Genomic DNA, 25,587 nt, shown 5'->3' with positions numbered 1-25,587 from the left:
ACCACGCTAGAACCGGCCCCGACAGGAGTCAACATGCCGTTTGGCCATGACATGGTGCATTCTTTGGCGACCGTTGTCGACCTGGTCAACACCTCGCCGTCCACCGGCGGCGACGACGGTCTGGCCAGCCTGGCCGAGCTGCAGGCGTTCGTGGAGTCCCGGCAGATCAGCGGCATCGGCGCGCTGACCGCCCGCGACCTCGGCCAGGTGCGCATGGTGCGCGAGGCGTTCCACCGGGTGTTCACGGCCTCCGACGTGGCGAGCGCCGTGCGCACGCTCAACGCGTTGCTCGCCGAGACGCGCATCACGCCCAGGCTGACCGAGCACGACGGCCACCCGCTGCACGTGCACTACTTCGCCACCGACGCCTCCCTGGCCGAGCACGTGGCCGCCGACTGCGGCGTGGCGCTGGCGCACCTGCTGGTGGAGGGCGAGATGGAGCGCCTGCGCACCTGCTCGGCCCCCGACTGCGACCGCGTGTTCGTCGACGAGTCCCGCAACCGCTCGCGGGTCTACTGCGACAGCCGCACCTGCGGCAACCGCATGCACGTCGCCGCCTACCGGGCCCGCCGCCGCGCCTGACCGTCCCGCACGCGAGCCGCCCGTCCCCGCGACGATCGGGGGACGGGCGGCAGGTGCGGGTGATTCAGGGTGCTTCGCTGGACGTCTGCCACCACGGCGGCTTGGCGGTGGCGAAGACGTCGGAACAGTTGCACGAGCCGCAACCTGGGATCATCGGCCCTCCTTCATCGTGGGGGAACGGGTTGTACCCGCCTTCACCGGCTCTCAGCCTGACCCTCGTGCCAGAATTCCGGATACCGCCGGGAAGCCACGTCTCCTCAGCCGACGTCGCGCCGCCGCAGGGCGAGCAGCCCGCCGGCCGTCAGCGCGGCCGTCAGCGCGAGCAGCGTCAGCTCCGGCACCGTGCCGAACGCCCGCCCCGCCATGATGTTCGGCAGGTAGTGGAACGGCTCGAACGGCGTGCCGCCCCACACCCCGTAGAAGGGCGCGACGACCTGTCCGAGCAGGGCGGTCAGGATCCAGGCCGCCCAGCACAGCGGCACGCTCGCCCGGGGCAGCAGCCCGTAGGCCGCCACACAGACCGCGCCGACGCACCACGCCGCCGGGGCCTGGCTCAGGGCGGCGGCCAGGAAGCGCGGCGCGGTGCCGGCGAAGTCGCCGAGGAGCGCGGCGTACACGGCGCTGAAGGCGAGGGCGGCGAGCGCCATCAGCGCGGCCGTGCCGAGCGCGGCCACCGCCAGGTGCCCGGCCGCCCAGCGGACCCGGGTCAGCGGCGTGGCCTGCAGCTGGGCGGCGCGGCCCGAGGTCTCCTCCGAACGCAGCCGCACGACCATGAGCACCGGGTAGAGCGCGCTGCCGTAGGCCAGGATCAGCAGGTAGTACCACATGTAACCGTCGAGGGCGTCCGCCGCGGGCACGCCGAGCAGGTGCGTGATGTTGGTGACCACGATGCTCGGACGGGCCAGCACGTCCTTGGCCAGCGGGCCCATCGCGCCGCCCGCCGCCGCGAACGCCGCCGTCCCCGCCGCCCACTTCAGCAGCAGGCCGCGGTGCAGCCGCCAGGCCAGGGCGACCGGGCCGCGCAGCCGGGGGGCCTCCTGCTTGCCTGGCCGTTCCGGCAGCAGGCCCGAGCCCAGGTCCCGGCGGCCGAGCAGCGCGTACGCCAGCGCGCACAGCCCACCGGCGGCCAGTGTGGAGACGCCGAGCAGCCACCAGCGGTCGGCCCGGTAGGCGTCCACCAGGTGGCTCCAGCCGAGCGGTGACAGGGCCTTCAGCCACGGCCGGTCGCTCGCGTCGGCGGCGTAGCGCAGGACGTAGGCCAGGCCGAGGGCGTACAGGCCGATGACCGTGGCGGTGCGGGCGTCGCGCGCCAGTTGCGCGGCGACGGCGCCGACGCCCGCGAACACCCAGCCCGCCGCCACGACGGCGGCGCCGTAGGCGAGCGTGCCGGCGGGTTCCAGGCCGGCGGCGAGCAGGGCGGCGGCGGTCAGCGCCCCGCCGGCCAGGCCGGTCGCCCCGGCCACCAGCAGGGCCGCGCCGAGCGGCGCCCGGCGGCTCACCACGCCCGCGCGGACCAGCTCGGTCCGGCCCGCGTCCTCCTCCCCGCGGGTGTGCCTGATCACGGTCGTCAGGGCGGCGAACGCGTTGATCACGTAGAGGAAGCCGCCGCTGCGCCAGGTCGCCAGCACCTCCAGGCGCGGCTCGACGACCCCGCCGCCCAGCGCACGGAAGAAGGCGTAACGGCGGACGACCTCGGTGTAGGCCAGCTTCAGCTCGTAGGTGCCCATGTTGCGGTTGATGTAGCCGACCATGGCCAGGCTCAGGGCCACCAGCAGCAGGAGCCACCAGGGGGCGACGGCGCGCTCGCGGCGCAGCGCCAGGCGGACGAGCGTCCACGTGCCGCTCATCGCACGGCCCCCGCCGCCCGGCCGCCCGCGTAGTGGCGCAGGAACAGCTCCTCCAGCGTGGGCGGGCGGCTGTCCAGGGTGCGCACGCCCGCCGCGCTCAGGCGGCGCAGCGCCGGGCCGAGCGCGTCGGCGTCCACGTCGAAGCGCACCCGGCCGCCCTCCTCGCGCAGGTCGTGCACACCGGGGAGCCCGGCCAGCCCTTCGGCGGGCCGGTCGAGCTCGGCGTGCACGGTGGTGCGGGTCAGGTGGCGCAGCGCCGCCAGGGTGCCGCTCTCGACCGCGCGGCCGTCGCGGATGATCGTGACCCGGTCGCACAGCGCCTCGACCTCCGACAGGACGTGGCTGGACAGCAGCACGGTACGGTCGCCGCGCCGCCGCTCCTCCCTGACGACCTCCCGGAACGTCTCCTCCATGAGCGGGTCGAGCCCGGAGGTCGGCTCGTCGAGCAGCAGCAGCTCGGCGTCGGAGGCGAGCGCCGCGACCAGCGCGACCTTCTGCCTGTTGCCCTTGGAGTAGGCCCGGCCCTTCGTGCGCGGATCGAGGCCGAACCGGTCGAGCAGCTCCCCCTTGCGCCCGCGGTCGAGGCCGCCGCGCAGCCGGCCCAGCAGGTCGATCACCTCGCCGCCGGACAGGTCGGGCCACAGCGTGACGTCGCCCGGCACGTACGCCAGGCGGCGGTGCAGCTCGGCGGCCTCGCGCCAGGGGTCGCCGCCGAGCAGTCGGACGCTGCCCGCCTCGGCCCGCGCGAGGCCGAGCAGGATCCGGAAGGTCGTGCTCTTGCCCGCGCCGTTGGGGCCCAGGAAGCCGTGCACCTCGCCGGTGCGCACGCTCAGGTCGAGCCCGTCGAGGGCCCTGGTCCGTCCGTACGTCTTGACGAGTGCGGCCACCGAGATGGCGTCGCTCATGATGATCTGCCTCGTGACTGTTCGCTCGTACAGTTGACTATCCGAACGAGCAGGACGCTATATCGGCGTATAGTCACTGTCCAGCGCGGCAGCTCAGCAGGGGTGAACCCCGGGGGTTCGTCTAGGCGCCGGCGACCTCGTTGGGGATCGCGCCGCCGTAGCGGCGGTCGCGCTTGGCGTAGATCTCGCACGCCGCCCACAGGTCACGGCGGTCGAAGTCGGGCCAGAGCCGGTCGAGGAAGACCATCTCGGCGTAGGCCGACTGCCACAGCAGGAAGTTCGAGAAGCGCTGCTCGCCCGAGGAACGCACGAACAGGTCGACCGGCGGGATCTCCGGCTCGTCGAGGTAGCGGGCGAACACCTTCTCGCTCACCTTCGACGGCTTGACCCGCCCGGCCGCGATGTCGGCCGCCAGCTTGACCGCCGCGTCGACGATCTCGGCCTGGCCGCCGTAGTTGACGCAGAACTGCAACGTCAGCTTGCTGTTGCCCTCGGTCATCTCCTCGGCGCTCTGCAGCTCGGAGATCACGCTCTTCCACAACCGGCCCGGCCGGCCCGCCCAGCGCACCCGCACGCCCATGGCGTTGAGCTCGTCGCGCCGCCGCCTGATGACGTCGCGGTTGAAGCCCATCAGGAAGCGCACCTCGTCGGGCGAGCGCTTCCAGTTCTCCGTGGAGAAGGCGTAGGCGCTCAGGTAGGGGACGCCCAGCTCAAGAGCCCCCTCGATGACGTCGAACAGCGAGGACTCGCCCGCCTTGTGCCCTTCGGTGCGCGGCAGGCCGCGCGCCTTGGCCCAGCGGCCGTTGCCGTCCATCACGATGGCGACGTGCCGGGGCACGAGGTCACGCGGGATCGGCGGCGGAGTGGCGCCTGACGGATGAGGGGTCGGAGGCCGGACGTTCACGCATGCTCCCTTTCGACGTGTCGCAGAGAGCGTATTCCGTGTTCCAGATGCCATTGCAGATATGCGGCCACCAGGCCGCTGCACTCGCTGCGGTGGCGCGACTCCGAGGCGTCGGCGGTGGCCCAGTCGCCGCGCAGCAGCGCCGTCATGAGCCCGATCGTCTCCCCCGCCGGCACCGCCGAGCCCGCCGGACGGCACGCCCCGCACACCACGCCGCCCGCGACGATGGCGAAGGCCCTGACCGCCGGGGCCTGGCACTTGGCGCACGCCTCCAGCGCGGGCGCGTAACCGGCCACCGCCAGCGAGCGCAGGAAGTACGCGTCGAGGACCAGCCTGGCCTCGTGGGCGCGTTCGGACAGCGTGCGCAGGCCGCCGACCAGCAGCAGGAACTGCCGCAGCGCCGGCTCCTTCTCGCCGTGGGTCAGCCGGTCGGCCGTCTCCAGCATGGCGCTGCCGGCGGTGTACCGGGGGTAGTCGACGGCCAGGGCCTCGCCGTAGGGCCTGATGGTCTCCGCCTGGGTGATCACGTCGAGCGTGCGGCCGGTGTGGAGCTGGAGGTCGACGTGCGTGAACGGCTCCAGCCGCGCGCCGAAGCGGGACTTGGTGCGGCGCACGCCCCTGGCCACCGCCCGGATCTTGCCGGTGCGCTTGGCCAGAACGGTGACGATGCGATCGGCCTCACCGAGTTTCTGCGTCCGCAGGACGACGCCTTCGTCGCGGTAGAGACTCACTTGCCCATCTTACGGCCGCCCGCGCGGCATGTTCCGGGCATGCTCTGGTGACGCGAGTTTGCCCTGCCGTCACTAGACTTTGACGTCTGTCCCCGCATCACCCGTTGTTCAACCCCCCGCTACTGCCTCGAAAGGGAGTCATGACCCGCGTGGTCCTGCTGGGCTCTTCGCCCGGCCCCGACACCTCTCCGACCGGCCTGAGGCTGGCCGCGCTGCCCGGCAATCCCACCGTGGCCGAGCGGCTGCGCAGCCAGCTCGTCTCCTATGACCCGCGGCCCGCCACGATCGAGACCGGCGACGTGGCCGCCGCCCTGCGTGCCCTGGCCGACGTCGCAGAATCGGCAACGGAGAGCCTCTTCATCATCCCCCAGAACTCGGTCGTCCACGACGAGCTGATCTACCAGATCACCAAGGCCAAGCGCGGCGCGCTGGCGCTCGTGGCCAAGGAGCCGCGTCTGGAGGTGACCGAGGAGGCGCAGGAGGACACCGTACCGATCGACGAGGCCGACCCGGAGATCGGCTACGGCCGGCTCGAAGGGCTGCCGGTGCGCGCGCGCGTCGGCAAGTCGCGCATCGTGTCGGTCGGCACCGCCAACCACGCGGTGACCAGGCCCAACGCGGTGGTGCTCGGCCCGCTGCACATCAGCGCCCGCAACGCCCCCGTGCTCGCGCAGACCTGCCGCGAGCTGGCCCTCATGGCCGACCGCTTCGGCGCGGACGACGACCTCGTCCAGCTCGTGGTGTTCGGCCTGGTGCGCAACGGCGTGTCGGTCGGCGTGCGCGGCCGCCGCGACCTGTTCTACCGCCGGGTGAGCACGCCGGAGGAGGTCAACGAGGCCGGCGCCGAGATGGCCGGCATGAACGAGGACCGCGCCCGGCTCAACAACGCGGTCAAGGGCGCCGACGGCTTCTTCACCACGTACTTCGTCTCCACCTACTCGCGCTTCATCGCCCGCTGGGCGGCGCGGCGCGGGCTCACGCCCAACCAGGTGACGCTGATCTCGATCACGCTCGGCGTGGCCGCCGCCGCCTGCTTCGCCACCGGCGACCGGCCGTGGATGGTCGCCGGCGGCCTGCTGATCTACTTCGCCTTCGTCTTCGACTGCGTCGACGGGCAGGTGGCCCGGTACGCCCGCAAGTTCGGCGTGCTGGGGGCCTGGCTCGACGCCACCTTCGACCGCTTCAAGGAATACGTGGTCTTCGCCGGTCTGGCCGTCGGCTGGGTCGTCTCGGGCAACGGCGACGACATCTGGATCCTGGCGCTGGCCGCCATCGGGCTCCAGTCCGTGCGCCACCTGCTCGACTTCTCCTTCGGCATCTCCAACCGGCGCAAGCCGCCCGCGCAGCTGCCCACCCTCCCGCTCGACGCCCCCGACGACCGCGACCTGCGCAGGGCGCTGGAGCGGCGCAAGGCCGAGCGCAGCCAGGGCCTGCGCGGCGTGCTCAAGATGTGGACCAGGGCGGGCAAGTTCCGCGCGGTCCACTGGGCGCGGAAGATGATCGTGTTCCCCATCGGCGAGCGGTTCGCGGCCATCGCGATCACCGCCGCCCTCTTCGACGCCCGGATCACTTTCCTCACCCTCGTGATCTGGGGCTCCGTCGCCGCCGCCTACACCCTCACCGGACGCCTCATGAGGTCGCTCGTATGATCACTCAACCGCAGGCCATGGCCACCCCCACGCCGGACCCCGACGAGGAACGCCGCCGCATCCAGACCGCCCGCCTGCTCGCCTACCGCGACGACGGCCCGCTCGTGCACGCCCTCGCGGGCAAGCTGGGCAAGGGCCTGCCGCCCGTGCCCGCCACGCTCGTGGCGCTGCTCGCCGTCGTCGCCGTCACCGTCGTCGGGCTGCCCGACAAGGGGCCGCTGCTGCTCGTGCCGGTGGCCATCACGCTGCTGCTCGTGCTGCCGACCGCGCCGCGCGACCACCTGGGCCGCTTCGACTGGCTCACCCCGCCGCTGCTGCGCGGCACCGAGTTCCTCGCCATGATCGCGATCGGCCTGGCCGCCGGCGCGCCGAAGTGGCTGCTGTTCGTGCTGGTCTACGTGGTGGGCTACCACACCTACGACACCGTCTACCGCACCCGGCAGAGCATCTGGCCGCCCGCGTGGGTGTTCCACGCGGGGCTCGGCTGGGAGCTGCGCCTGCTGATCATCGGTGCCGGTGCGGCGCTGGGCTGGCTGACGCCGGTGCTCGCGGTGCTGACGGCGTACCTGTTCGTGCTGTTCGCGGTGGAGAGCGTGACGAGCTGGGTGCGCCTGGACAAGGCCTCTGCGCAGGCCGGCGCCGACGCCGAGCAGGACCTTGAGGCCTCGCCCGAGGACGCGCTCGAACAGGCCACCGGCGAGGCGGAGAAGGGCTGAGCGGCCACCTCCCCCTCCGGACACGACGGCGGTCACGGGCTCCCGACCAGGGCGCCGGTGGCCGCCGTTTCGCGTGCGGGCCACCGATGCCGGAGAGCTTCCGGCGGGCGGCGTCCGAGGCCGCCGGGACGTCGTCCGTCGCTCTGCTCTGGAGCGCTCTCCCATATTGACAGGCCGTCCGCAGCGTGTTTACGTCACCTCAAGAGAGCGCTCTCTCACTCGACTCCACCACCCCCCATGGAGCAGGGATGACAACAGAGATCCGGCACAGGCGCCGCCTGGTGGCCGTGGCGGTGGTGCTCGTGGCACTCACCGGCCTGCTCGTCAAAGTGGCCGTCAGCGCCTCGGCGTCCGTGCCGTCCACGCCGTCCGGCTGGTCGCTGGTCTGGTCCGACGACTTCAACGGCTCGGCGGGCACGCCGCCCTCGTCCGCCGAGTGGATCATCGACACCGGGCACGGCTACCCCGGCGGGCCGGGCAACTGGGGCACCGGCGAGATCCAGAACTACACCTCCAGCACCTCCAACGTCAGCCTCGACGGCTCCGGCAACCTGCGCATCACGCCCCTGCGCAGCGGCTCGGGCGAGTGGACCTCGGCCCGCATCGAGACCAGGCGGGCTGACTTCAAGCCGGCCGACGGGCGCGTCCTGCGGATCGAGGGCCGGATCCAGATGCCGGACGTGACCGGTCAGGCGGCGCTCGGCTACTGGCCGGCGTTCTGGGCGCTCGGGGCGCCGTACCGGGGGAACTACTGGAACTGGCCGGGCATCGGCGAGTTCGACATCATGGAGAACGTCAACGGCATCAACTCGGTGTGGGGCGTGCTCCACTGCGGCGTCAGCCCCGGCGGGCCCTGCAACGAGACGACCGGCCTGGGCGCGAGCCGGGCCTGCCCCGGATCGTCCTGCCAGTCGGCCTTCCACACCTACCGCTTCGAATGGGACCGCGCCGCCAGCCCGAACCAGCTCCGCTGGTACGTCGACGGCCAGCAGTTCCACAGCGTGAGCCAGAACCAGCTCGACGCCACCACCTGGACCAACATGACCGGGCACGGCGGCTACTTCCTGCTGCTCAACCTGGCCATGGGCGGCGCGTTCCCCAACGCCCTGGCCGGCACGGGCACGCCGACGGCGGCGACCGTCCCCGGGCACCCGCTGCTGGTGGACTACGTGGCCGTCTGGCAGAGCGGCACGGTCTCCACGCCGACGGCGACCCCGACCGTCCCGGGCGGCGTGGACGCGCGCTCCACCATCCAGGCCGAGCGCTACCAGGCCCAGTCGGGCACCATCGTCGAGGCCACCACCGACACCGGCGGCGGCCAGAACGTCGGCGCCATCGCAAGCGGCGACTGGCTGCGCTACGACGGGGTGAACTTCGGCTCCGAGCCCGCCCGCCAGTTCAAGGCCAGGGTGGCGTCCGGGGCGGCGGCCGGCGTGAGCGGGCTGGTGCAGGTGCGGCTGGACAGCCCGTCCGCCCCGCCGATCGGCGACTTCGCGCTGGCCAGTACGGGCGGCTGGCAGAGCTGGCGCACGGTCCCCGCCAACATCAGCGGCGTGACCGGGACGCACACCGTCTACCTGACCTTCAGCAGCGGCCAGCCCGCCGACTTCGTCAACGTCAACTGGTTCACCTTCTCGACGGCCTGACCCCCTCTCAGGGTCCTCCTCGGGGGCGGCGGGCGTGCCCAAGGCCCGGCTCGCCGCCCCCGGGCTGGGGGACAATGAGACGGTGCGCGAATTGCCGGTGATCGACATCTCCCCCTTGCTCGGCGACACCCCGGGCGGTGACAGGCAGGCCGTCGGTGCGGCGATCGGCGCGGCCTGCAGGGACAGCGGCTTCTTCTACGTCCGCGGGCACGGCGTGCCGCAGGACCTCCTTGACCGGCTCGACGCGGCCGCCCGGCGCTTCTTCGCGCTGCCCGAGGAGGTCAAGGACGAGATCTCGATGGACCGCGGCGGCCCGGCCTGGCGCGGCTTCTTCCCGGTGGGCGGCGAGCTGACCTCGGGGCGTCCGGACCTGAAGGAGGGCGTCTACTTCGGCGCCGAGCAGCCGCCCGGCCCGCTCCCGCTGCACGGCCCCAACCAGTTCCCCGTCCAGGTGCCCGAGCTGCGCGAGGCCGTGCTCGCCTACCTGGACACGATGACAGGGGTCGCGCAGGCCGTCATGTCGGGGATCGCGCTCAGCCTGGGCCTGGACGAGGGCTACTTCCGCACCGGCTACACCGCGGACCCGACCGTCCTGTTCCGCATCTTCCACTACCCGCCCGCGCCCCCGGACGACGACGAGACCTGGGGCGTGGGCGAGCACACCGACTACGGCCTGCTCACCCTGCTCCTCCAGGACGCCAACGGCGGCCTCCAGGTCCGGACGGCGGACGGCTGGATCGAGGCGCCGCCGCTGCCGGGCACGTTCGTCTGCAACATCGGCGACATGCTCGACAAGCTCACGGGCGGCCGCTACCGCTCGACCCCGCACCGCGTGCGCAACCGCAGCGGCAACGAACGCCTGAGCTACCCGTTCTTCTTCGACCCCGGCTGGGACAGCGTGGTGCCGCCCCTCCCCTACGCCGCCGGCGAGCGCTGGGACGGCCAGGTCGACTTCACCGGCACCTACGGCGAGTACCTGCTGTCGAAGGTGTCCAAGGTCTTCCCGAGCCTGTTCGAGCGGCAGATCTAGGCCGACTCCCGCACGATCAGCCGGGTGGGCAGGACGACCGGCGTGGTGCTCCGGCCCTCCAGCCGCGACAGCAGCAGCCGCGCCAGCGCCAGCGCCTGCTCGGTCACGGGCACCCGGACGGTGGTGAGTGCCGGGGTGGTGGCCGAGGCGGCGTCGATGTCGTCGAAGCCCACGATCGCCAGGTCGTCGGGCACCCGCCGGCCCGTGGCGCGGGCGGCCAGCAGGGCGCCGATCGCCATCTGGTCGTCGGCCGCGAAGATCGCGTCCAGGTCTGGGGCGTCGCCGAGGAGCTGCCCGGCCGCCGCCGTGCCGGAGGCCCGGGTCAGGTCGCCGATCGCCAGTCTGGGCCGCAGCCCGGCGCGGTCGAGGGCCGTGCGGTGGCCGGCGAGCCGGTCCTGGGTGGCGACCAGGTCCATCGGGCCGCAGATCATGCCGATCCGGCGGCGGCCGGCGGCCAGCAGGTGCTCGGTGGCCGCCGCCGCGCCCGCGGCGTTGTCGGCGTCCACGTACGGCACCAGCGAGGCGACCGGCGGCCGGCCCAGCAGCACGAGCGGCACGCCGGTGCGCGAGAGCCGTTCGGCCAGGGTGTCGCCCCGCTCGGGCGGCAGCAGGACGACGCCGTCCACCAGGCGCGCCTCGGCGTGCCGGACGATGCGGCGCTGGCTCTCGGCGGTGTCGGCGAGCATGAGGGTAATCTGCTTGCCCGCGCCCTCCAGCAGGCTCGTCACGTACTGGACGACGGCCGCGACCATCGGGTCGGCGGCGCGCCTGGGGGCCGGCAGCACGAGCGCGACGGTGTCGGTGCGCCGGGTCACCAGGCTGCGGGCGGCGGCGTTGGGCACGTAGCCGAGCTCCTTGACGGCCTGCAGGACCGTGGAGCGCACCTCGGGGCTGACCGACGCCTCGCCGTTGACGACGCGGGAGACCGTGGCCCGGGAGACGCGGGCGCGGGCGGCCACCGTCTCCAGCGTGGGACGCCTGGGCGGGGCCCCGGTCAGGCCGTTGCGCCTGATCACGTCGCGGTACCACAGGGCGCTGTCCTTGGGCCGCCTGCGCTGGGTGTCGAAGTCGACGTGCACGAGGCCGAACTTGCGCCGGTATCCCTCGGCCCATTCGAGATTGTCGAGCAGTGTCCAGGCGAGATATCCGCGGACGTTCGCGCCCTCCTCGACGGCGGTCCGCAGGGCCCGCAGGTGTTCCTCGATGAAATGCACGCGGTCCACGTCGTGAATGCCGTCGGGAGTGACCGTGTCGACGAAGTCCGCGCCATTCTCGGTGATCATCAGTTCGAGGTCCGGATATTCGCCGGCGAGTCGTCGCAGTAACACGGACAGGGCGTTCGGGACGATCGGCCAGCCCATCGCGGTGACCGCCGTGGGAATGGTGCTGAAAAGCACGCCCGCGCTTCCCGGATAAGCCGGGTCGGCCGGCTCGCCGGGCTGCGCCTGGACGACGGCCGGGGCGTAGTAGTTGACGCCGAGCAGGTCGAGCGGCTGGGCGATGTCGGCCAGGTCGCCGTCGTGGACGTGCCCGAGCCCGGCATGCTCCTCGATGACCGGCAGCAGGTCGGCCGGGTAGGCGCCGCGCAGCATCGGGTCGAGGAACTGCCGGTGGACGAGCGCGTCGATCCTGGCCACGGCCTCGGCGTCCTCCTCCGACAGCGGCCGGTCGAAGTCGCCGACCTGGGCCGGCGTCAGCACGGGCGAGAAGTTGAGCACCGCCCCCACCTCGGCGGCCCCGGCGGCGCGCAGGGCCTGGGCGCCCAGGCCGTGGGCGAGCAGCAGGTGGTGGGCGGCTCTGAACGCCTCGGCGGCCGACCGGCGGCCCGGCGCGTGCACCCCCGAGCCGTGGCCGACGAAGGCCGCCACCCACGGCTCGTTGACGGTGAACCAGGTGCCGACCCGGTCGCCGAGCCGCTCGGCGACGATCGCCGCGTAGTCCGCGAAACAGCGGGCGGTGTCGCGGGACGGCCATCCGCCGCGCTCCTCCATCGCCTGCGGCAGATCCCAGTGATAAAGGGTGGCCAACGGCGTGATGCCCGCCTCCAGCAGGGCGTCGACCAGTCGCTGGTAAAAGTCGAGACCGGCCGCGTTCACCTTTCCCGAGCCGTCCGGAAGAATGCGCGGCCAGCTCACCGAGAACCGGTACGCGGCCATTCCCAGCTCTTTCATCAGCGAGACGTCCTCGCGATATCGGTGGTAATGGTCGCAGGCGTCGGCCGGGCCACCGGCGAAGGCGTCCCAAATGGACGGCCCGCGGCCGTCGGCGGCCGTGCCGCCCTCGATCTGGAAGGCCGACGTCGAGACCCCCCAGACGAAACCCTCGGGAAAACGTGCGATATTCATGTGGCGGCAATCCTCCGGCAGTGGACCGAACGCCCAGTCTCCCGCGCGGCGCTCGTCGCGCGCCAGCCTGGCCAGGCGGTATACAGAGCCCGTGGAACTGGACCGGCTCGATCGTGACATCATCGCGGCGCTCGTCGACGACGCCCGCGCGACCTACGCGGACATCGGCCAGCAGGTGGGGCTGAGCGCGTCGGCCGTCAAGCGGCGGGTCGACCGGCTGCAGAAGAGCGGGGCGATCACCGGCTTCAGCGCGCGGGTTGCGCCGCAGGCGCTCGGCTGGACCACCGAGGCGTACGTCGAGCTGTTCTGCCAGGGCAAGACCAAGCCGTCGGACATCGCCCTGGCGGTGGCCAGGTTCCCCGAGGTGGTGGCGGCGGCCACGATCACCGGCGAGGCCGACGCGCTGCTGCACATCAGGGCCACCGACGTGCGGCACGTCGAGCGGGTCATCGAGCGCATCGCGGCGGAGGCCTTCGTGGTGCGGACCAAGAGCTCGATCGTGCTGTCGCGGCTGGTGGACATCCCGCCGGGAGCCGCCCTGACGGACCCGCGCAACGGATCGCACGTCGCCGGCCGATAGACGCAACAGACCTGCGCCAACGCGCAATGCGCACCGCTTGGCCTGCGCAAACGTCAATTCTTAGGCTGTCCCCGTCTCCCCCGACACGGGAACTTCCCCTGAACTGACGACGACGGAGCCCTGCATGCCCAAACACTTCCTCATGTGCCGCCCGGACTACTTCGCGGTCGAGTACGCCATCAACCCGTGGATGGACCCCGAGGCCGGCGCCGACCGTGAGGTGGCGATCCGGCAGTGGGAAGGGCTGAAGTCGGCGTACGAGGAGCTCGGGCACCAGGTCAGCCTCATCGACCCGATCGAGGGCCTGCCCGACATGGTGTTCGCCGCCAACGGCGCGCTGGTCGTCGGCGGCCGGGTCTACGGCGCCCGCTTCACCTTCCCCGAGCGCGGCCCCGAGGGCCCGGCCTACCTGCGCTGGTTCGTCGAGCGCGGCTACCCGGCGCTGGAGCCCACGCACGTCAACGAGGGCGAGGGCGACTTCCTCACCCTCGACGACGTCATCCTGGCCGGCACCGGCTTCCGCACCGACGTGGTCGCCCACCAGGAGGCGCAGGAGTACCTGGGCCGCCCGGTCGTCTCGCTGAAGCTGGTCGACCCGCGCTTCTACCACCTGGACACCGCGCTGTTCCCGCTCGACGGCCGCAACGTCGCCTACTACCCCGGCGCCTTCTCCCAGGGCAGCCAGGAGGTGCTGCGCGCGATGTTCCCGGACGCGGTGATCGCGACCGCCGAGGACGCCGAGGTGCTCGGCCTCAACGCCGTCAGCGACGGCCGGAACGTGGTGATCAACTCCGAGGCGTCCGGGCTCCAGCTGGAGCTCAAGCGGCACGGCTACGAGGTGATCCCGGTCGAGCTGTCGGAGCTGCGCAAGGCGGGCGGCGGTCCGAAGTGCTGCACACTGGAGATCAGGGGGGAAAAGTAACATGAGCACCAGCGCAGAGCTGATCGAAGTAAGCGAGCGCCGCAGCGCGCACAACTACCATCCGCTGCCCGTGGTCATCCACGAGGCGCACGGCGCGTGGGTCACCGACGTCGAGGGCAAGCGTTATCTCGACTGCCTGTCGGGCTACTCGTCACTGAACTTCGGCCACGGCAACCCGAAGATCATCGAGGCCGCCCAGGAGCAGCTGAAGAACCTCACGCTGACCAGCCGGGCCTTCTATCACGACCAGTTCGCCCAGTTCTGCGCCGGGCTCGGCGACCTCACCGGCAAGGACATGATCCTGCCGATGAACACCGGCGCCGAGGCCGTCGAGACCGCGATCAAGGTGGCCCGCAAGTGGGGCTACGAGGTCAAGGGCGTCGCGCCGGAGCAGGCCAACATCATCGTGATGGAGGACAACTTCCACGGCCGCACCACCACGATCATCAGCTTCTCCACCGACCCCGACGCGCACGACGGGTTCGGGCCGTACACGCCCGGGTTCAGGATCGTCCGCTACGGCTCGGCCGAGGCGATCAGGGAGGCGATCGACGACAACACCGTGGCCGTGCTCGTCGAGCCGATCCAGGGCGAGGCGGGCGTGCTGGTGCCGCCGGACGGCTACCTGACCGAGGTCCGGCGCATCTGCACCGAGAACAACGTGCTGATGATCGCCGACGAGATCCAGTCGGGTCTCGGGCGCACCGGCCGCACGTTCGCCTGCGACCACGAGAACGTCGTCCCCGACGTCTACATCCTGGGCAAGGCGCTCGGCGGCGGCGTGGTGCCGGTCTCGGCGATCGCCGCGGACGAGGACGTCCTCGGGGTCATCAAGCCGGGCCAGCACGGGTCCACGTTCGGCGGCAACCCGCTGGCCTGCGCGGTCGGCATCGCCGTCATCGACATCCTGAACACCGGCGAGTTCCAGGCCAGGGCCGCCCGGCTCGGCGAGGTGCTGCACGCGCGGCTGCGCGAGCTGGCCGGCAAGGGCGTGGTGGCGGTGCGCGGGCGCGGGCTGTGGGCGGGCGTGGACATCGACCCGGCCCTCGGCACCGGGCGCGAGGTCTCCAAGGCGCTCATGGCGCGCGGCGTGCTCGCCAAGGACACCCACGGGTCCACGATCCGGCTCGCGCCGCCGATCGTGATCTCCGAGGAGGACCTGGTCTGGGCGGTCGACCAGCTCGCCGCCGTCCTCGAAGAACTCTAGGTCTCCTGCGGCTTCGGCCGCCGGCCCTGCATGGGCGCGCCGCCGTGACGGCGCGCCCATGTGGGCCTCCTGGGTGGCCGGCCGGCCACGGGTCAGGAGCCGGCGGGGGTGCTCTCCATCGGGGTAAGGGTGACGGTATGCGTCACCGTCGGCTCCGGCGTGTCGGTCGACTCGACCGCGGGCTCGCTGGTCGGCTCCGGGGTGAACGTGATCGTCGCCTCGGCCGTCGGCAGCCCCGCCATCGTGGAGTCGAGCTCCGAGGGGATGGGCGTGGGGGCCACTGTCTCCGGTGTGCAGCTCGCGTCGGCGGCGGCGTCGGGGGCCTCCGGCAGCGCGTCCACCACGGAGACGTCGAGCTGGGCCGTCAGCGCCAGGACGCTGTCCTTGGGCGCGCCCGCCTTGGCGCCGACCGCGACCTGCCGCTCGCCCAGGAACGTGTGCCCGGCCGGGTCGAAGATCAGCTCTTCGCGCACGCCCCAGTCGGTGACCCGGCCCAGCGCCACACCCACGCGTCCGGAGGAGTCGGCGACGCCCTCGGCCGCCTCGACGCCGGGGATCGACTTGACCGCCTCGAACAGGGCGTCCCGCTGCGCCTTGGGCAGGTAGTTCTCCCTGACGAGGTCGCCCGCGCGGGTGAAGGCGACGGCGTCGGGATCGACGTCCTTGCCGCCCTTGGGGGCCGACTCGTACAGACGGTCGCGCATGGCCGTGGCGTCGGCCGGGAGCGTGCTCAGGTAGGCGTAGTCGTCGCGGTAGGGGCCGCGCAGGTCGGGGCAGGCGGCCAGCCAGTTCCACTCGCTGCCCTGCCGGCTCGTGGCGTCCGTCGGCAGCGACTGACCCGGCCAGGGGCGCGGCTCGCGGCCCTCGATCTGCAGCAGGCCGTCCTTGCTGCCGTCCACGGACTTCCAGATCCTGCGGTGCTGGCGGTAGAGGTAGCGGCTCTGCGCGCCGGAGCTGTCGATCGACTGCGAGCCGTACATGGTGTCGGACTCGATCAAAATGAACTGGTCCGGCCGGGGGTTCAGCTCGCCGGCCGACAGCATCACGGAGGTGGCCGGGCGGGCGTCCGTCCCACCCTGGCCGGACAGCGCCACCGCCACGCCGCCCACCAGGACCACCGTGACGCCGAAGGCCGCGGCCGTCTGCCAGCCCAGCCTGGGCAGCCGCAGGCGCCGCCCGCCGCGCGCCTCGGCCAGCAGCCGTTCCCTGGCCCGCGCGCGGGCCTGCGGCTCGTACGGCGGCGCCGGCGGCCTGCCGTCGGCGAACGTCCGGATCTCGTCATCCATGCTGGGGCTCCTCTGCGAAGGGATCGATGCCGCCGAGCGCCCTGCGTACCTTGACGCGGAGCCGGTGCAGCCTGGACCGGACGGTGCCGACGGGCACCCCGAGGGCGCGCGCGGCGTCCTCGTAGGTCAGGTCGGCCCACGCCACGAGCAGCAGCAGGTCGCGCTCGCTCGCGCTGAGCCTGGTCAGCGCCCTGGCCAGGCGGGGCTGGAGCTGCTCGGCGGTGACCCGGTCGGCGCTGCGCTCGTCGAACGTGCCCGGACGCTCGGCGCCGACCCTGGCCATGGCCGCGGTGCGCCGCCGTTCGGCCCTGCGGTGCTGGGACACGACCTTGGTGGCGATGCCGTACAGCCAGGGACGGGCGTCGGGCAGGGTGCGGTCGTAGCGGCCGCGGCCGCGGAAGGCGACGAGGAACACCTCCCCCGTCACGTCGTCGGCCAGCTCGGCGCCCAGGCGGCGGGCGGCGTACCTGTGGATCTCGTCGGCGTGCCGGTCGAACAGCGCGGCGAAACGCTCAGGATCGCTCAGCGAATGCCCGATCAGGGTCGAGTCATCCAGCGTTGCGGTTGTGTCCTCGACACTCACCACATCCGGTCCTCTCTCATGCGGTCACCCTGTTGTTGGCCGCACCCGGAAGCCCGGTTCCACCTTTTTCGGGTTACGCCACCTTTCGCCGCTTTCGCCAGGCGGACAGGCCGTCGGGGGCCTCGTCCCTGATGAACCCGGCCGCCGTCAGCTCGGCGGCGAGCCGGTCGCCGCCGGGCCGGTGGGCCTCGCTGGTCACCTCGTCCTCGCCGATCACCACGCCGCGCTGCCTGACCCGGTAGCGGAAGCGGGAGCGCACGGTCTCGCCGGTGACGTCGAGCACCTGGCCCCAGACCTCGTAGGCGTGCCGCCCGACTTGGTAGGACCCCATGAGCTCCAGCTCACCCGGCGTGGGCGCGGGCCGCTCGCGCCAGTTGAACAGCAGCAGCCCGCCCGGTTCGAGCTGCCTGGCCAGCACCCGCCACAACTCCTCCCGCCGCCCGGCCGGGAACGCCTGCAGCACCGAGATCATCACGACGGCCCCGACCGGCTCGTCGACGTCGACGTCGAGCGCCCCGCAGGCCAGCACGGTGACCCGGCGCCGGGCCTCCTCGTCGGCGGCCAGCCGCGACAGCAGCACCGACCGCATGGCCAGCGCCGGCTCGACGGCGTACACCTCGCCCTCCGTCGCGCGCACGATCACCTCGGTGATCAGGCCGGTGCCCGCGCCGATCTCCATGACGCCGCCCCGCACCCCCTTCAGCAGCGGCGGGAGCAGCTCGCGGATCTCGGGGACGTGCCCGTCCTCGTGCCACAGGTCGTAGAACGGCACGGCTCTGGAGTACTGGTCGTCATTCATGGGTCATTTCTACGCCAGCCGGGCCGAGTCGATCGGCCTGACACCGTCGCCCGCCGACTCGTACCAGGTGACGGTGTCGGGGAAGGTCAGCGTGGCCAGCGCGTTCTGGAACAGCGGGCCCTTGGTCACCCGCCAGCGGAACGGCGGCCGCGGGATGCCGGCCAGCCGCGCCAGCAGGCTGCCCACCAGCGTCGCCAGCCCGAACTGGGTGAGCACGTTGGCCCAGCGCAGCAGCCGGCTGAGCGGGTTGCGGATCGGCGAGCAGACCACCTGGTAGATCTGCCCGGCCGAGGCCTTGGCCAGATAGGAGTAGTGGACGTCGCCGGACAGGATCACCGCCGGCTTGCCGAGCCGGACCAGCAGCCTGCCCAGGTCCTCGAACGAGCGCCGGAAGGCCGCCCAGTGCTCCAGGTCGACGGCCTGGCGGAGCTGCTCCGACCACCGCTGCACCGTACGGCCCCACTTGCCGTCGCACAGCGCCTCGTTCCAGTTCTGGACGCCGTGCACGCCCTCGGGCAGCAGGAACGGGATGGAGGAGCCGATGACCAGCCGCTCGGCCGGGGCGGCGGCCTGCTCCTGGAGCCAGGCCCACTCCTCGGGGTCGAGCATGCGCCGGTCGCCCGGGGTGAGCTGCCTGGCGCACCGGGTGTCGATCATGATGAGCCGGGTGTGCCCGAGGTCGCGGGTGTAGCTCCAGCGGTTGCTGCTCGGCTCGGCGTCGGCCTTGGCCGCGAAGGCGTCGAGGGCCGGGCCGCCGTCGCCGCCGCCCTCGGTGAGCTCGCGCACCAGCGGGTCGGCCGCGCGCTCGGCCGGCGTCAGGTTGCCCAGGTGCTGGTAGACGAAGTAGGCGCCGAGCCCGGCGATCACCCGGCGCGGCCACCAGCTCGTCAGGGCCATCTTCTCCCGCCAGGGCTGGGAGGTGTTCCAGTCGTCGCGCAGGTCGTGGTCGTCGAAGATCATGGCGGTGGGCACGGTGGACAGCAGCCAGCGGATCTCCGGTTCGGTCCACGCCTGGCGGTAGAGCTCGGCGTACTCCTCGTAGTCGGCGATCTCGCCCTGCGGCTCGGTGGTCCTGCGCGCGTGGATGTAGTCGAGCATCTGGGGCGAGGGGCTGTCGGCGTAGACCTGGTCGCCGAGGAGCAGCAGCAGGTCGGGCCACTCCTCCTCGTCGGCGCGCATGAGGCTCACGCCGTAGGCGCGCAGCACGTCGTCGCCGTGGGTGCGGACGTGGGCCGAGTCGTGCGGCACGCTCGTGCGGCACGACCCGAACGCCAGCCTGCGGGGCCCTTCGGCGGGCAGCAGCCGCACCCGGCTGGCCGGGCGACCCGCCAGGGGCCAGACCTGGTCCCCGTCGAGGCTGACGGAATAGGAGGCGATATCCTGGGACAGGTCAACGAGATCCACGATCGCGTAGTGGTGACCGTGCACGGTGAAGGTGGGCGACCGATAAGCCCCGCCTGCCGTCTCGACGGTGACCGTGCAGGGCTCGCTGGTCTCCACCCAGATCGAGGCACTGACCGAGTCGACGTGACGCAACATCGGCCCAACCACGAGTGCGGGCATCCAACCCTCCGGTTTTCGACGATTCGGCACACTCTCGCTCGATAGCCTGCCAGAGTGGCACGTTCCCAGCACGTTGATCAACGGCTTGGATATCCCTTCATAACCTAGGCAAGGTCAAACTGCCCGGCCTAGGATGATCGAGACAACACGCCCAAGAGGGAAGGCAACGGCGCCTTCTCCCACAAAATGGGCGCGCATACAGGAGGAAACTCGACCATGAGCATCATGGTGCCGTCAAAGACGCCGGCGCTGATCACACCTGGTCAACAAGCGCTCGACTCCGCTCTTCACCAACTCAACCAGGCCGCCGCCCACCTCGGGCTCGACGACGGCCTCCGCACGATGCTGGCCACGCCCCGCCGCTCGCTGACCGTCTCGGTCCCGGTGCGCCGCGAGAACGGGCGCATGGACGTCGTCCAGGGCTTCCGCGTCCAGCACAACGTCTCGCGCGGCCCGGCCAAGGGCGGCATCCGCTTTCATCCCAGCACCGACATCCACGAGGTCACCGCCCTGGCGATGTGGATGACGTGGAAGTGCGCACTGGTCGGCATCCCGTACGGCGGCGCCAAGGGCGGCGTGGCCGTGGACCCGGGCGCGCTGACCACGATCGAGCTCGAACGGCTCACCCGCCGCTACGTCAACGAGATCCTGCCGCTGATCGGCCCGGAGAAGGACATCCCGGCCCCCGACGTCGGCACCGACGAGCAGACCATGGCCTGGATCATGGACACCTACAGCGTCAACGCCGGCTACTCGGTGCCCGGCGTGGTCACCGGCAAGCCGATGACGCTCGGCGGCTCGCTCGGCCGCACCGGCTCGACCTCGCGCGGCGTGCAGATCGCGGCCCTGGCCGCGCTCGGGCGCTCGCCGGAGGGCGTCACGGTCGCCGTGCAGGGCTTCGGCAAGGTGGGGGCGCTGGCCGCGCAGTACCTGTCCGACGAGGGCTGCAAGGTCGTCGCCGTCTCCGACGTCACCGGCGCGCTCTACGCGCCCGGCGGCCTCGACGTCGCCCGCGTGCGCGCCTGGGTGGCCGAGACCGGCGGCGTGGCCGGCTACCCGCACGCCGACGCGATGGCCCACGACGACCTGTTCGAGCTGGACGTGGACGTGCTCGTCCCGGCCGCGCTCGAAGGCGTGATCACCGCGGCGAACGCGCCCCGCGTGCGCGCCCGGCTGATCGTGGAGGGCGCCAACGGCCCCACCACGCCGGAGGCCGACGAGATCCTGGCCGCGAACGGCACCACCGTCGTGCCGGACATCCTGGCCAACGCGGGCGGGGTGATCGTGTCCTACCTGGAGTGGGTGCAGAACATGCAGGCCTTCTCCTGGAGCTCGCGCGAGGTCGAGGTGAAGCTGCGCGACCTGATGGAGGGCGCCTTCGCCGAGGTCAAGTCGATGTCCGCCGAGCGCGGGCTGACGCTGCGGGAGGCGGCGCACGTGATCGGCGTGGGCCGGGTCGCCGAGGCCCACAGCATGCGGGGCCTCTACCCCTGACCTACTTTGGTCGCACGTGACCCGCCCAAGGTCGGATGCCGGGGCGGGTCCCGTTCTGCGACGGTCAGGGGCATGAGGGGTTTCATCGGGGTCATCGCCATCATCCAGGGACTCGGCGGGTTCGCCGGGCGCGTCTGGTTCGACACGGAGTGGGGGTTCGTGGGGCGGTTCGTGGAGCTGCCGCTGGCGGCCTACCTGGGGCTCGCGGTCGCGGGCCTGGCGTTGCTGCTGTGGTCCGACCACGACAGGAAGAACCGCGAGAGCTGATCGCGGGCGGGTCGGGCAGGATGGCCTCATGACCTATCCGGAACCACGCTATTCGGGCGACACCGGCGAGCTGTCCGCCACGTACCGCCCCTACGAGCACGGCCCCGAGCTGACCTACCCGAGCGGCAACACCGCCCACTACCTGGCCACCGGGGCCACCACCAACGGCCAGTTCGGGCTCTACCGCTGGGTGATGGGGCCCGAGCCGTCCGGCCCGAGCCCCCACTTCCACAAGTCGATCTCCGAGTCGTTCTACATCCTCGACGGATCGGTGCGGATCTACGACGGCAGCCGCTGGATCGACACCCGTCCCGGCGACTGGGTGCACGTGCCCGAGGGCGGCGTGCACGCCTTCCGCAACGAGTCGGGCGAGCCCGCGACCATGCTGCTGCACTTCGCCCCCGGCGCCCCTCGCGAGGGCTACTTCGAGGGGCTGCTCGACCTGGCCGGCAAGAGCGAGGAGGAGAAGGCCGAGTTCTTCATCCGCCACGACACGTACTGGCTGGACTGACGGGGCCCGGCGCCTGCGCCGAGGCCCGGTCGAGGGCCGCGGCCAGCTCTTCCAGCTCGCGCATCAGCCGCTCGGTGCGCTCCTGGCCGAACGCGGCGGCGATGGCCCGGTGGTGCTCGGCCACCGAGCCGTCCACGCGGGCCAGCAGGTCGCGCCCCCGGTCGGCCAGGAACACCGCCACCCGCCGCCGGTCGCCCGCCGACGCGCCCCGGTGGACCAGCGCCCGGTCGATCAGCCGGTCGACCGCCTTGGTGAGCGTCGGGTGCGGCATGAGCACCGCCTCGGCCAGCTCCCCCATCGAGTGGCCGCGGCCGTCGGCCAGCGCGCGCAGGATGCGCCACTGCTCGACGGTGACGTCCTCCCCGGCCAGGGTCGCCGCCAGGCCGCGCGTGACCTCGCGTTCGGCGCGGCTGAGCACGTACGCGAGTGAGGACCCCAGCCCGGATTTAGCCATGAGAGATCAGGTCCTTTCACCGGAGAGCTAGTTCGGAGGATACTCGTCGGCGTGGCGGCGATCGTCGATCCTTTCGAGGCCCGGCTCATCCCCTCGGACGCGGTCCGGATCGGCCTGGTCGTGCCCGTGTCGGGGGTGCTCGGGCTGGTGGGGCCGTGTGCGATCAACTGCGCGGTGCTGGCCGCCGAGGAGGTCGATGCCCGGGGCGGCGTGCTCGGCAGGCAGGTCGAGCTGGTGCTGGTCGACGGCGGGCGGCCGGGGCGCGAGGTGGCGGCCGAGGTGGCCGGCCTGGTCGCGTCCGGCACGGTCGAGGCGGTGGTGGGCACGCACGCGAGCGACGTGCGGATCGACGTGGTCGCGGCCATCGGCGGGCGGGTCCCGTTCGTGTACGCGCCGCCGTACGAGGGCGGGGGGCACGCGCCGGGCGTCTACTTCCTCGGCGAGACCCCCGGCAGGCAGCTCGAACCGGGCATCGAATGGCTGGTCAGCGTCCACCGGGCACGCCGCTGGTACCTGCTGGGCAACGACTACGTCTGGCCGCGCCTGGTGCACGCGGGCGCCCGCCGCCGGCTGCGCGCGCGTGGCGCGACCGTCGTCGGCGAGGCGTTCGTCCGGTACGGCGAGGCGGCCTCCTGGCTCGGCCGGATCGCCGACGCCCGCCCCGACGCGATCCTGCTCACGCTGATCGGCAGCGACCTGGTCGCCTTCAACCGGGCCTACGCTGCCGCCGGTCTCGGCGCGGCCCGGCTGTGCGGGGCGCTGGAGGAGCACGGCCTGCTCGGCATCGGCGGCGACGGCACCGGCGAGCTCTACGCGTCGATGGGCTACTTCCGCGACCTGCCGACCGAGGCCAGCCTGCACTTCGCCGAGCGGTACGCCAAACGTTTCGGCCCGCACGCCCCCATGCTCAACGCCCACGGCCAGGGCTGCTACGAGGCCGTCGCGATGCTCGCCGCCCTGTCCGCGCGGGCGGGCAGCCTGGCCGTCCCGGCCCTCGACGCGGTGGCCGACGGCACCACGATCGTCAGCGCGCGCGGCCCGCTCACGCTGCTGAACCGGCAGGTGCGGCGCACGGTGCACCTCGGCAGGGCGGACGGCCTGGATTTCTTGCTTGAGAAACCTTTTCACTAGAAAGCTTTGGCTCTAAGGTGCGAGACGCCCCCCAACCTCAACAAGGAGCCGCGCAACATGAGCACCGTTGAGCAGTTCGGCTACCGCCAAGAGCTCAAACGCTCTCTGGGCTTCGCCGACCTGATGATCTACGGCCTGATCTTCATGGTGCCGATCGCACCGTTCGGCATCTTCGGCGGCGTGTTCCAGTCGTCCGGCGGCATGGTCGCGCTGGCCTACATCATCGGCCTGGTCGCCATGGCGTTCACGGCGCTGTCGTACTCGCAGATGGCCCAGGCGTTCCCCATGGCCGGCTCCGTCTACACCTACGCCGGGCGCGGCATCTCGGCGCCCGTCGGGTTCATCGCCGGATGGGCGATCCTGCTCGACTACATCCTGGTGCCGTCGCTGCTCTACCTCATCGCCAGCCTGGCCATGAACTCGTTCGTCCCCGGCATCCCGGTCTGGGGCTGGCTGGTCATCTTCGTGCTGCTCAACACGGCCGTCAACTACATGGGCATCCAGATGACCGCGCGCATCACGCGGGTGATGCTGGTCGCCGAACTGGCCGTGCTGGCGATCTTCCTGGTGGTCGGCGGCATCGCGCTGGCGCAGGGCAAGGCCCAGGCGGGCGCGTTCACGCCGATCTTCGAGCCCTCGACGTTCACCTGGACGCTGGTGTTCGGCGCGGCGGCCACGGCGGTGCTGTCCTTCCTCGGCTTCGACGGCATCTCCACGCTGGCCGAGGAGAACAAGGAGGACGGCAGGCGGCTCGGCCGTTCGATGGTGGCGGCGCTCGGACTGGCCGCGGTGCTGTTCGTGGCGCAGACCTGGGTCGCGGCGCTGCTCATGCCGGACCGCGCGCAGCTGATCGCCAAGGGCGACGAGAACGGTGACGCCTTCTACCGCATGGCGGAGTTCGCCGGCGGCCACTGGCTGAGCGTGCTGACCGCCGTCGCCACCGCGATCGCGTGGGGCTTCGCCAACTCGCTGGTCGCCCAGGCGGCCACCTCGCGGCTGCTGTTCGCGATGGCCCGCGACCGCATGCTCCCCTCGTTCCTGGCCAAGGTCCACCCCAGGCACAAGGTGCCGGTGAACGCCACGCTGGCCGTCGCCGTGCTGTCGCTGGGCATCGGCCTCTACATGAGCAGCCTGGAGAACTACGGCATCCCGCTGCTCAGCCAGCTCGTGAACTTCGGCGCGATGACCGCCTTCCTGATCCTGCACGTGGCCGTCGTCGTCCACCACTGGTTCCGCAGGCGCAGCGGGAACGTGTGGGCGCACGTGATCGCGCCGGCGATCGGCTTCCTCGTCCTGGCCGCCGTGGTGTACAACACCAAGCTGGTGACCCAGACGGTCGGCCTGATCTGGCTGGCGGCCGGACTGGTCATCCTGGGTGTCAGCTATCTCGTCGGCCGCAGGCCCGTTCTTCCCTCGGAGGTCAAGTGAACGTCGTCTCCTACCACCCCACGCCGGAGGAGCTCAGCTACACCTTCGGCGGCCGTGCCGCCCTGGGCAGGGTGCGGCCCGGGACGGTGATGGAGCTGTACACCGAGGACTGCTTCGGCGGCCGGGTGCGGACCGTGGAGGACCTGCCGTCGCGGGTCTGCGAGTTCCCGTACCTGAACCCCGTCACCGGTCCCTTCCACGTGGAGGGGGCCGAGCCGGGCGACACGCTGGCGCTGCACTTCGTCAGGATCACCCCGGCCCGCGACTGGGCGGTCTCCACCACGTTCCCGCACTTCGGCGCGCTGACCGGCACCCACACCACGGCGACGCTCCAGCCGCCGCTGGAGGAGCGGGTCTGGCGCTACGACATCGACGTGGACAAGGGCGTGGCCGTCTACCACGCGCGCAACAGCGACTTCAGCGTCGCGCTGCCGCTCGACCCGATGCACGGCACGGTGGGCGTGGCCCCGGGCGCGAACGAGGCCCGCATGACCATCACCCCCGACGCGCACGGCGGCAACATGGACACCCCTGAGCTGCGCGCCGGCGTCACCGTCTACCTGGGCGTCAACGTCGAGGGCGGCATGTTCTCGATCGGCGACGGCCACGGCCTGCAGGGGCACGGCGAGGTCTGCGGCACGGCCGTCGAGTCGGCCATGAACACCGTGGTCGCGGTCGAGCTGATCAAGGGCGTGGCCACGCCGTGGCCCCGGCTGGAGGACGACCTGCACCTGATGTCCACCGGCTCGGCCAGGCCCCTGGAGGACGCCTACCGCATCAGCCAGCACGACCTGGTGACCTGGACGTCGGAGCTGACCGGCCTCGACACGCTGGACGCGTACCAGCTCGTCAGCCAGGCCGGCCAGGCGCCGGTCGGGAACGTGTGCGACACCAACTACACCATGGTCGCCAAGCTGCCCAAGACCTACCTGGGCGCCCCCTCGGTGTACGAGGACGTCCACGCCCGCCTGCGCGCCCTGGGAGCCCAGTACGACGCATGACAATCC

The 25,587-nt window shown here is 72.0% G+C and carries 24 protein-coding genes; 14 read left to right on the top strand and 10 right to left on the bottom strand.

From position 1 onward, the window contains the following. The first annotated feature begins 54 nt into the window (after positions 1–54). Positions 55–582, top strand: coding sequence for a CGNR zinc finger domain-containing protein (locus ABT158_RS10660; RefSeq protein ID WP_352323427.1), 528 nt, complete (start codon positions 55–57; stop codon positions 580–582). A 257-nt stretch (positions 583–839) separates the two neighbouring features. On the opposite strand, the gene ABT158_RS10655 is transcribed toward ABT158_RS10660, so the two are convergent. The 4 genes from ABT158_RS10655 to recO all read right to left on the bottom strand — a co-directional run bounded on the left by ABT158_RS10655 (position 840) and on the right by recO (position 4,969). Continuing rightward, entirely contained in the window at positions 840–2,429 is a 1,590-nt protein-coding gene (locus ABT158_RS10655) for an ABC transporter permease (protein ID WP_352352518.1), read from the bottom strand. Further along, on the bottom strand, positions 2,426–3,334 hold the full coding sequence (locus ABT158_RS10650) for an ABC transporter ATP-binding protein (protein WP_352352517.1): 909 nt from the start codon (positions 3,332–3,334) through the stop codon (positions 2,426–2,428). The genes ABT158_RS10655 and ABT158_RS10650 overlap by 4 nt, the downstream gene beginning before the upstream one ends. A gap of 121 nt (positions 3,335–3,455) precedes the next feature. Further along, complete coding sequence (locus tag ABT158_RS10645; RefSeq protein ID WP_352352516.1) at positions 3,456–4,238, bottom strand: isoprenyl transferase; 783 nt, start codon at positions 4,236–4,238, stop codon at positions 3,456–3,458. Continuing rightward, positions 4,235–4,969 (bottom strand): DNA repair protein RecO, encoded by a 735-nt coding sequence (gene recO / locus ABT158_RS10640; RefSeq protein WP_352352515.1) that lies wholly within the window; start codon positions 4,967–4,969, stop codon positions 4,235–4,237. Before recO ends, ABT158_RS10645 begins: the two co-directional genes overlap by 4 nt. Positions 4,970–5,109: 140 nt before the next feature. Between recO and ABT158_RS10635 the strand changes: the two genes are divergently transcribed. From ABT158_RS10635 to ABT158_RS10620, 4 genes are all read left to right on the top strand, one after another. After that, positions 5,110–6,618 (top strand): CDP-alcohol phosphatidyltransferase family protein, encoded by a 1,509-nt coding sequence (locus tag ABT158_RS10635; RefSeq protein WP_352352514.1) that lies wholly within the window; start codon positions 5,110–5,112, stop codon positions 6,616–6,618. Then, positions 6,615–7,334, top strand: a complete 720-nt coding sequence (locus tag ABT158_RS10630; protein ID WP_352323408.1) for a DUF5941 domain-containing protein — start codon at positions 6,615–6,617, stop codon at positions 7,332–7,334. The genes ABT158_RS10635 and ABT158_RS10630 overlap by 4 nt, the downstream gene beginning before the upstream one ends. Before the next feature lie 248 nt (positions 7,335–7,582). Beyond that, positions 7,583–8,980, top strand: a complete 1,398-nt coding sequence (locus ABT158_RS10625) for a glycoside hydrolase family 16 protein (RefSeq protein ID WP_352352513.1) — start codon at positions 7,583–7,585, stop codon at positions 8,978–8,980. 82 nt (positions 8,981–9,062) lie between these two features. Continuing rightward, positions 9,063–10,010, top strand: a complete 948-nt coding sequence (locus tag ABT158_RS10620; protein ID WP_352352512.1) for an isopenicillin N synthase family dioxygenase — start codon at positions 9,063–9,065, stop codon at positions 10,008–10,010. On the opposite strand, the gene ABT158_RS10615 is transcribed toward ABT158_RS10620, so the two are convergent. Next, complete coding sequence (locus ABT158_RS10615) at positions 10,007–12,355, bottom strand: GH1 family beta-glucosidase (protein WP_352352511.1); 2,349 nt, start codon at positions 12,353–12,355, stop codon at positions 10,007–10,009. The two genes, ABT158_RS10620 and ABT158_RS10615, sit on opposite strands and share 4 nt — an antisense overlap. Positions 12,356–12,446: 91 nt before the next feature. Here ABT158_RS10615 and ABT158_RS10610 point away from each other — a divergent pair, with 91 nt between their 5' ends. The 3 genes from ABT158_RS10610 (at position 12,447) to rocD (ending at position 15,064) form a co-directional block, all read left to right on the top strand. Beyond that, a complete protein-coding gene (locus ABT158_RS10610) occupies positions 12,447–12,935 on the top strand; it encodes an Lrp/AsnC family transcriptional regulator (protein ID WP_352352510.1) in 489 nt (162 codons plus the stop codon). Positions 12,936–13,059: 124 nt separating this feature from the next. After that, complete coding sequence (gene ddaH / locus ABT158_RS10605; protein ID WP_352352509.1) at positions 13,060–13,857, top strand: dimethylargininase; 798 nt, start codon at positions 13,060–13,062, stop codon at positions 13,855–13,857. Between the two features lies 1 nt (position 13,858). Beyond that, positions 13,859–15,064 (top strand): ornithine--oxo-acid transaminase, encoded by a 1,206-nt coding sequence (gene rocD / locus ABT158_RS10600; protein WP_352352508.1) that lies wholly within the window; start codon positions 13,859–13,861, stop codon positions 15,062–15,064. Positions 15,065–15,156: 92 nt separating this feature from the next. Here the strand turns inward: rocD and ABT158_RS10595 are convergent, their stop codons facing one another. The 4 genes from ABT158_RS10595 to ABT158_RS10580 form a co-directional block, all read right to left on the bottom strand. Then, entirely contained in the window at positions 15,157–16,350 is a 1,194-nt protein-coding gene (locus ABT158_RS10595; RefSeq protein WP_352352507.1) for a CU044_5270 family protein, read from the bottom strand. Continuing rightward, positions 16,343–16,933 (bottom strand): RNA polymerase sigma factor, encoded by a 591-nt coding sequence (locus tag ABT158_RS10590; RefSeq protein WP_352352506.1) that lies wholly within the window; start codon positions 16,931–16,933, stop codon positions 16,343–16,345. Before ABT158_RS10590 ends, ABT158_RS10595 begins: the two co-directional genes overlap by 8 nt. Before the next feature lie 73 nt (positions 16,934–17,006). After that, complete coding sequence (locus ABT158_RS10585; protein ID WP_352352505.1) at positions 17,007–17,732, bottom strand: class I SAM-dependent methyltransferase; 726 nt, start codon at positions 17,730–17,732, stop codon at positions 17,007–17,009. A gap of 9 nt (positions 17,733–17,741) precedes the next feature. Beyond that, positions 17,742–19,295: an alkaline phosphatase D family protein gene (locus ABT158_RS10580; protein ID WP_502911507.1), complete on the bottom strand. Its 1,554-nt coding sequence runs from the start codon at positions 19,293–19,295 to the stop codon at positions 17,742–17,744. 216 nt (positions 19,296–19,511) lie between these two features. Between ABT158_RS10580 and ABT158_RS10575 the strand changes: the two genes are divergently transcribed. The 3 genes from ABT158_RS10575 (at position 19,512) to ABT158_RS10565 (ending at position 21,567) form a co-directional block, all read left to right on the top strand. Next, positions 19,512–20,789 carry a Glu/Leu/Phe/Val family dehydrogenase gene (locus ABT158_RS10575; protein ID WP_352352503.1) on the top strand — a complete coding sequence of 426 codons (1,278 nt, stop codon included), beginning with the start codon at positions 19,512–19,514 and terminating at the stop codon, positions 20,787–20,789. A gap of 72 nt (positions 20,790–20,861) precedes the next feature. Continuing rightward, positions 20,862–21,056: a hypothetical protein gene (locus ABT158_RS10570; protein ID WP_352352502.1), complete on the top strand. Its 195-nt coding sequence runs from the start codon at positions 20,862–20,864 to the stop codon at positions 21,054–21,056. Positions 21,057–21,084: 28 nt separating this feature from the next. After that, positions 21,085–21,567: a cupin domain-containing protein gene (locus tag ABT158_RS10565; protein WP_352352501.1), complete on the top strand. Its 483-nt coding sequence runs from the start codon at positions 21,085–21,087 to the stop codon at positions 21,565–21,567. Here ABT158_RS10565 and ABT158_RS10560 read toward each other — a convergent pair. Next, on the bottom strand, positions 21,536–22,021 hold the full coding sequence (locus ABT158_RS10560; protein WP_352352500.1) for a MarR family winged helix-turn-helix transcriptional regulator: 486 nt from the start codon (positions 22,019–22,021) through the stop codon (positions 21,536–21,538). The two genes, ABT158_RS10565 and ABT158_RS10560, sit on opposite strands and share 32 nt — an antisense overlap. A gap of 51 nt (positions 22,022–22,072) precedes the next feature. Here ABT158_RS10560 and ABT158_RS10555 point away from each other — a divergent pair, with 51 nt between their 5' ends. The 3 genes from ABT158_RS10555 to ABT158_RS10545 are packed head-to-tail and all read left to right on the top strand — an operon-like array spanning position 22,073 to position 25,581. Then, positions 22,073–23,152 carry a substrate-binding domain-containing protein gene (locus tag ABT158_RS10555; protein ID WP_352352499.1) on the top strand — a complete coding sequence of 360 codons (1,080 nt, stop codon included), beginning with the start codon at positions 22,073–22,075 and terminating at the stop codon, positions 23,150–23,152. Positions 23,153–23,209: 57 nt separating this feature from the next. Further along, complete coding sequence (locus tag ABT158_RS10550; RefSeq protein WP_352352498.1) at positions 23,210–24,580, top strand: APC family permease; 1,371 nt, start codon at positions 23,210–23,212, stop codon at positions 24,578–24,580. Then, entirely contained in the window at positions 24,577–25,581 is a 1,005-nt protein-coding gene (locus ABT158_RS10545) for an acetamidase/formamidase family protein (RefSeq protein ID WP_352352497.1), read from the top strand. Before ABT158_RS10550 ends, ABT158_RS10545 begins: the two co-directional genes overlap by 4 nt. Positions 25,582–25,587 lie beyond the last annotated feature (6 nt).

This window comes from Nonomuraea sp. NPDC001636 (genome assembly GCF_040298265.1).
Lineage (GTDB): Bacteria > Actinomycetota > Actinomycetes > Streptosporangiales > Streptosporangiaceae > Nonomuraea.
This window is presented reverse-complemented; position numbering and strand designations above follow the sequence as displayed.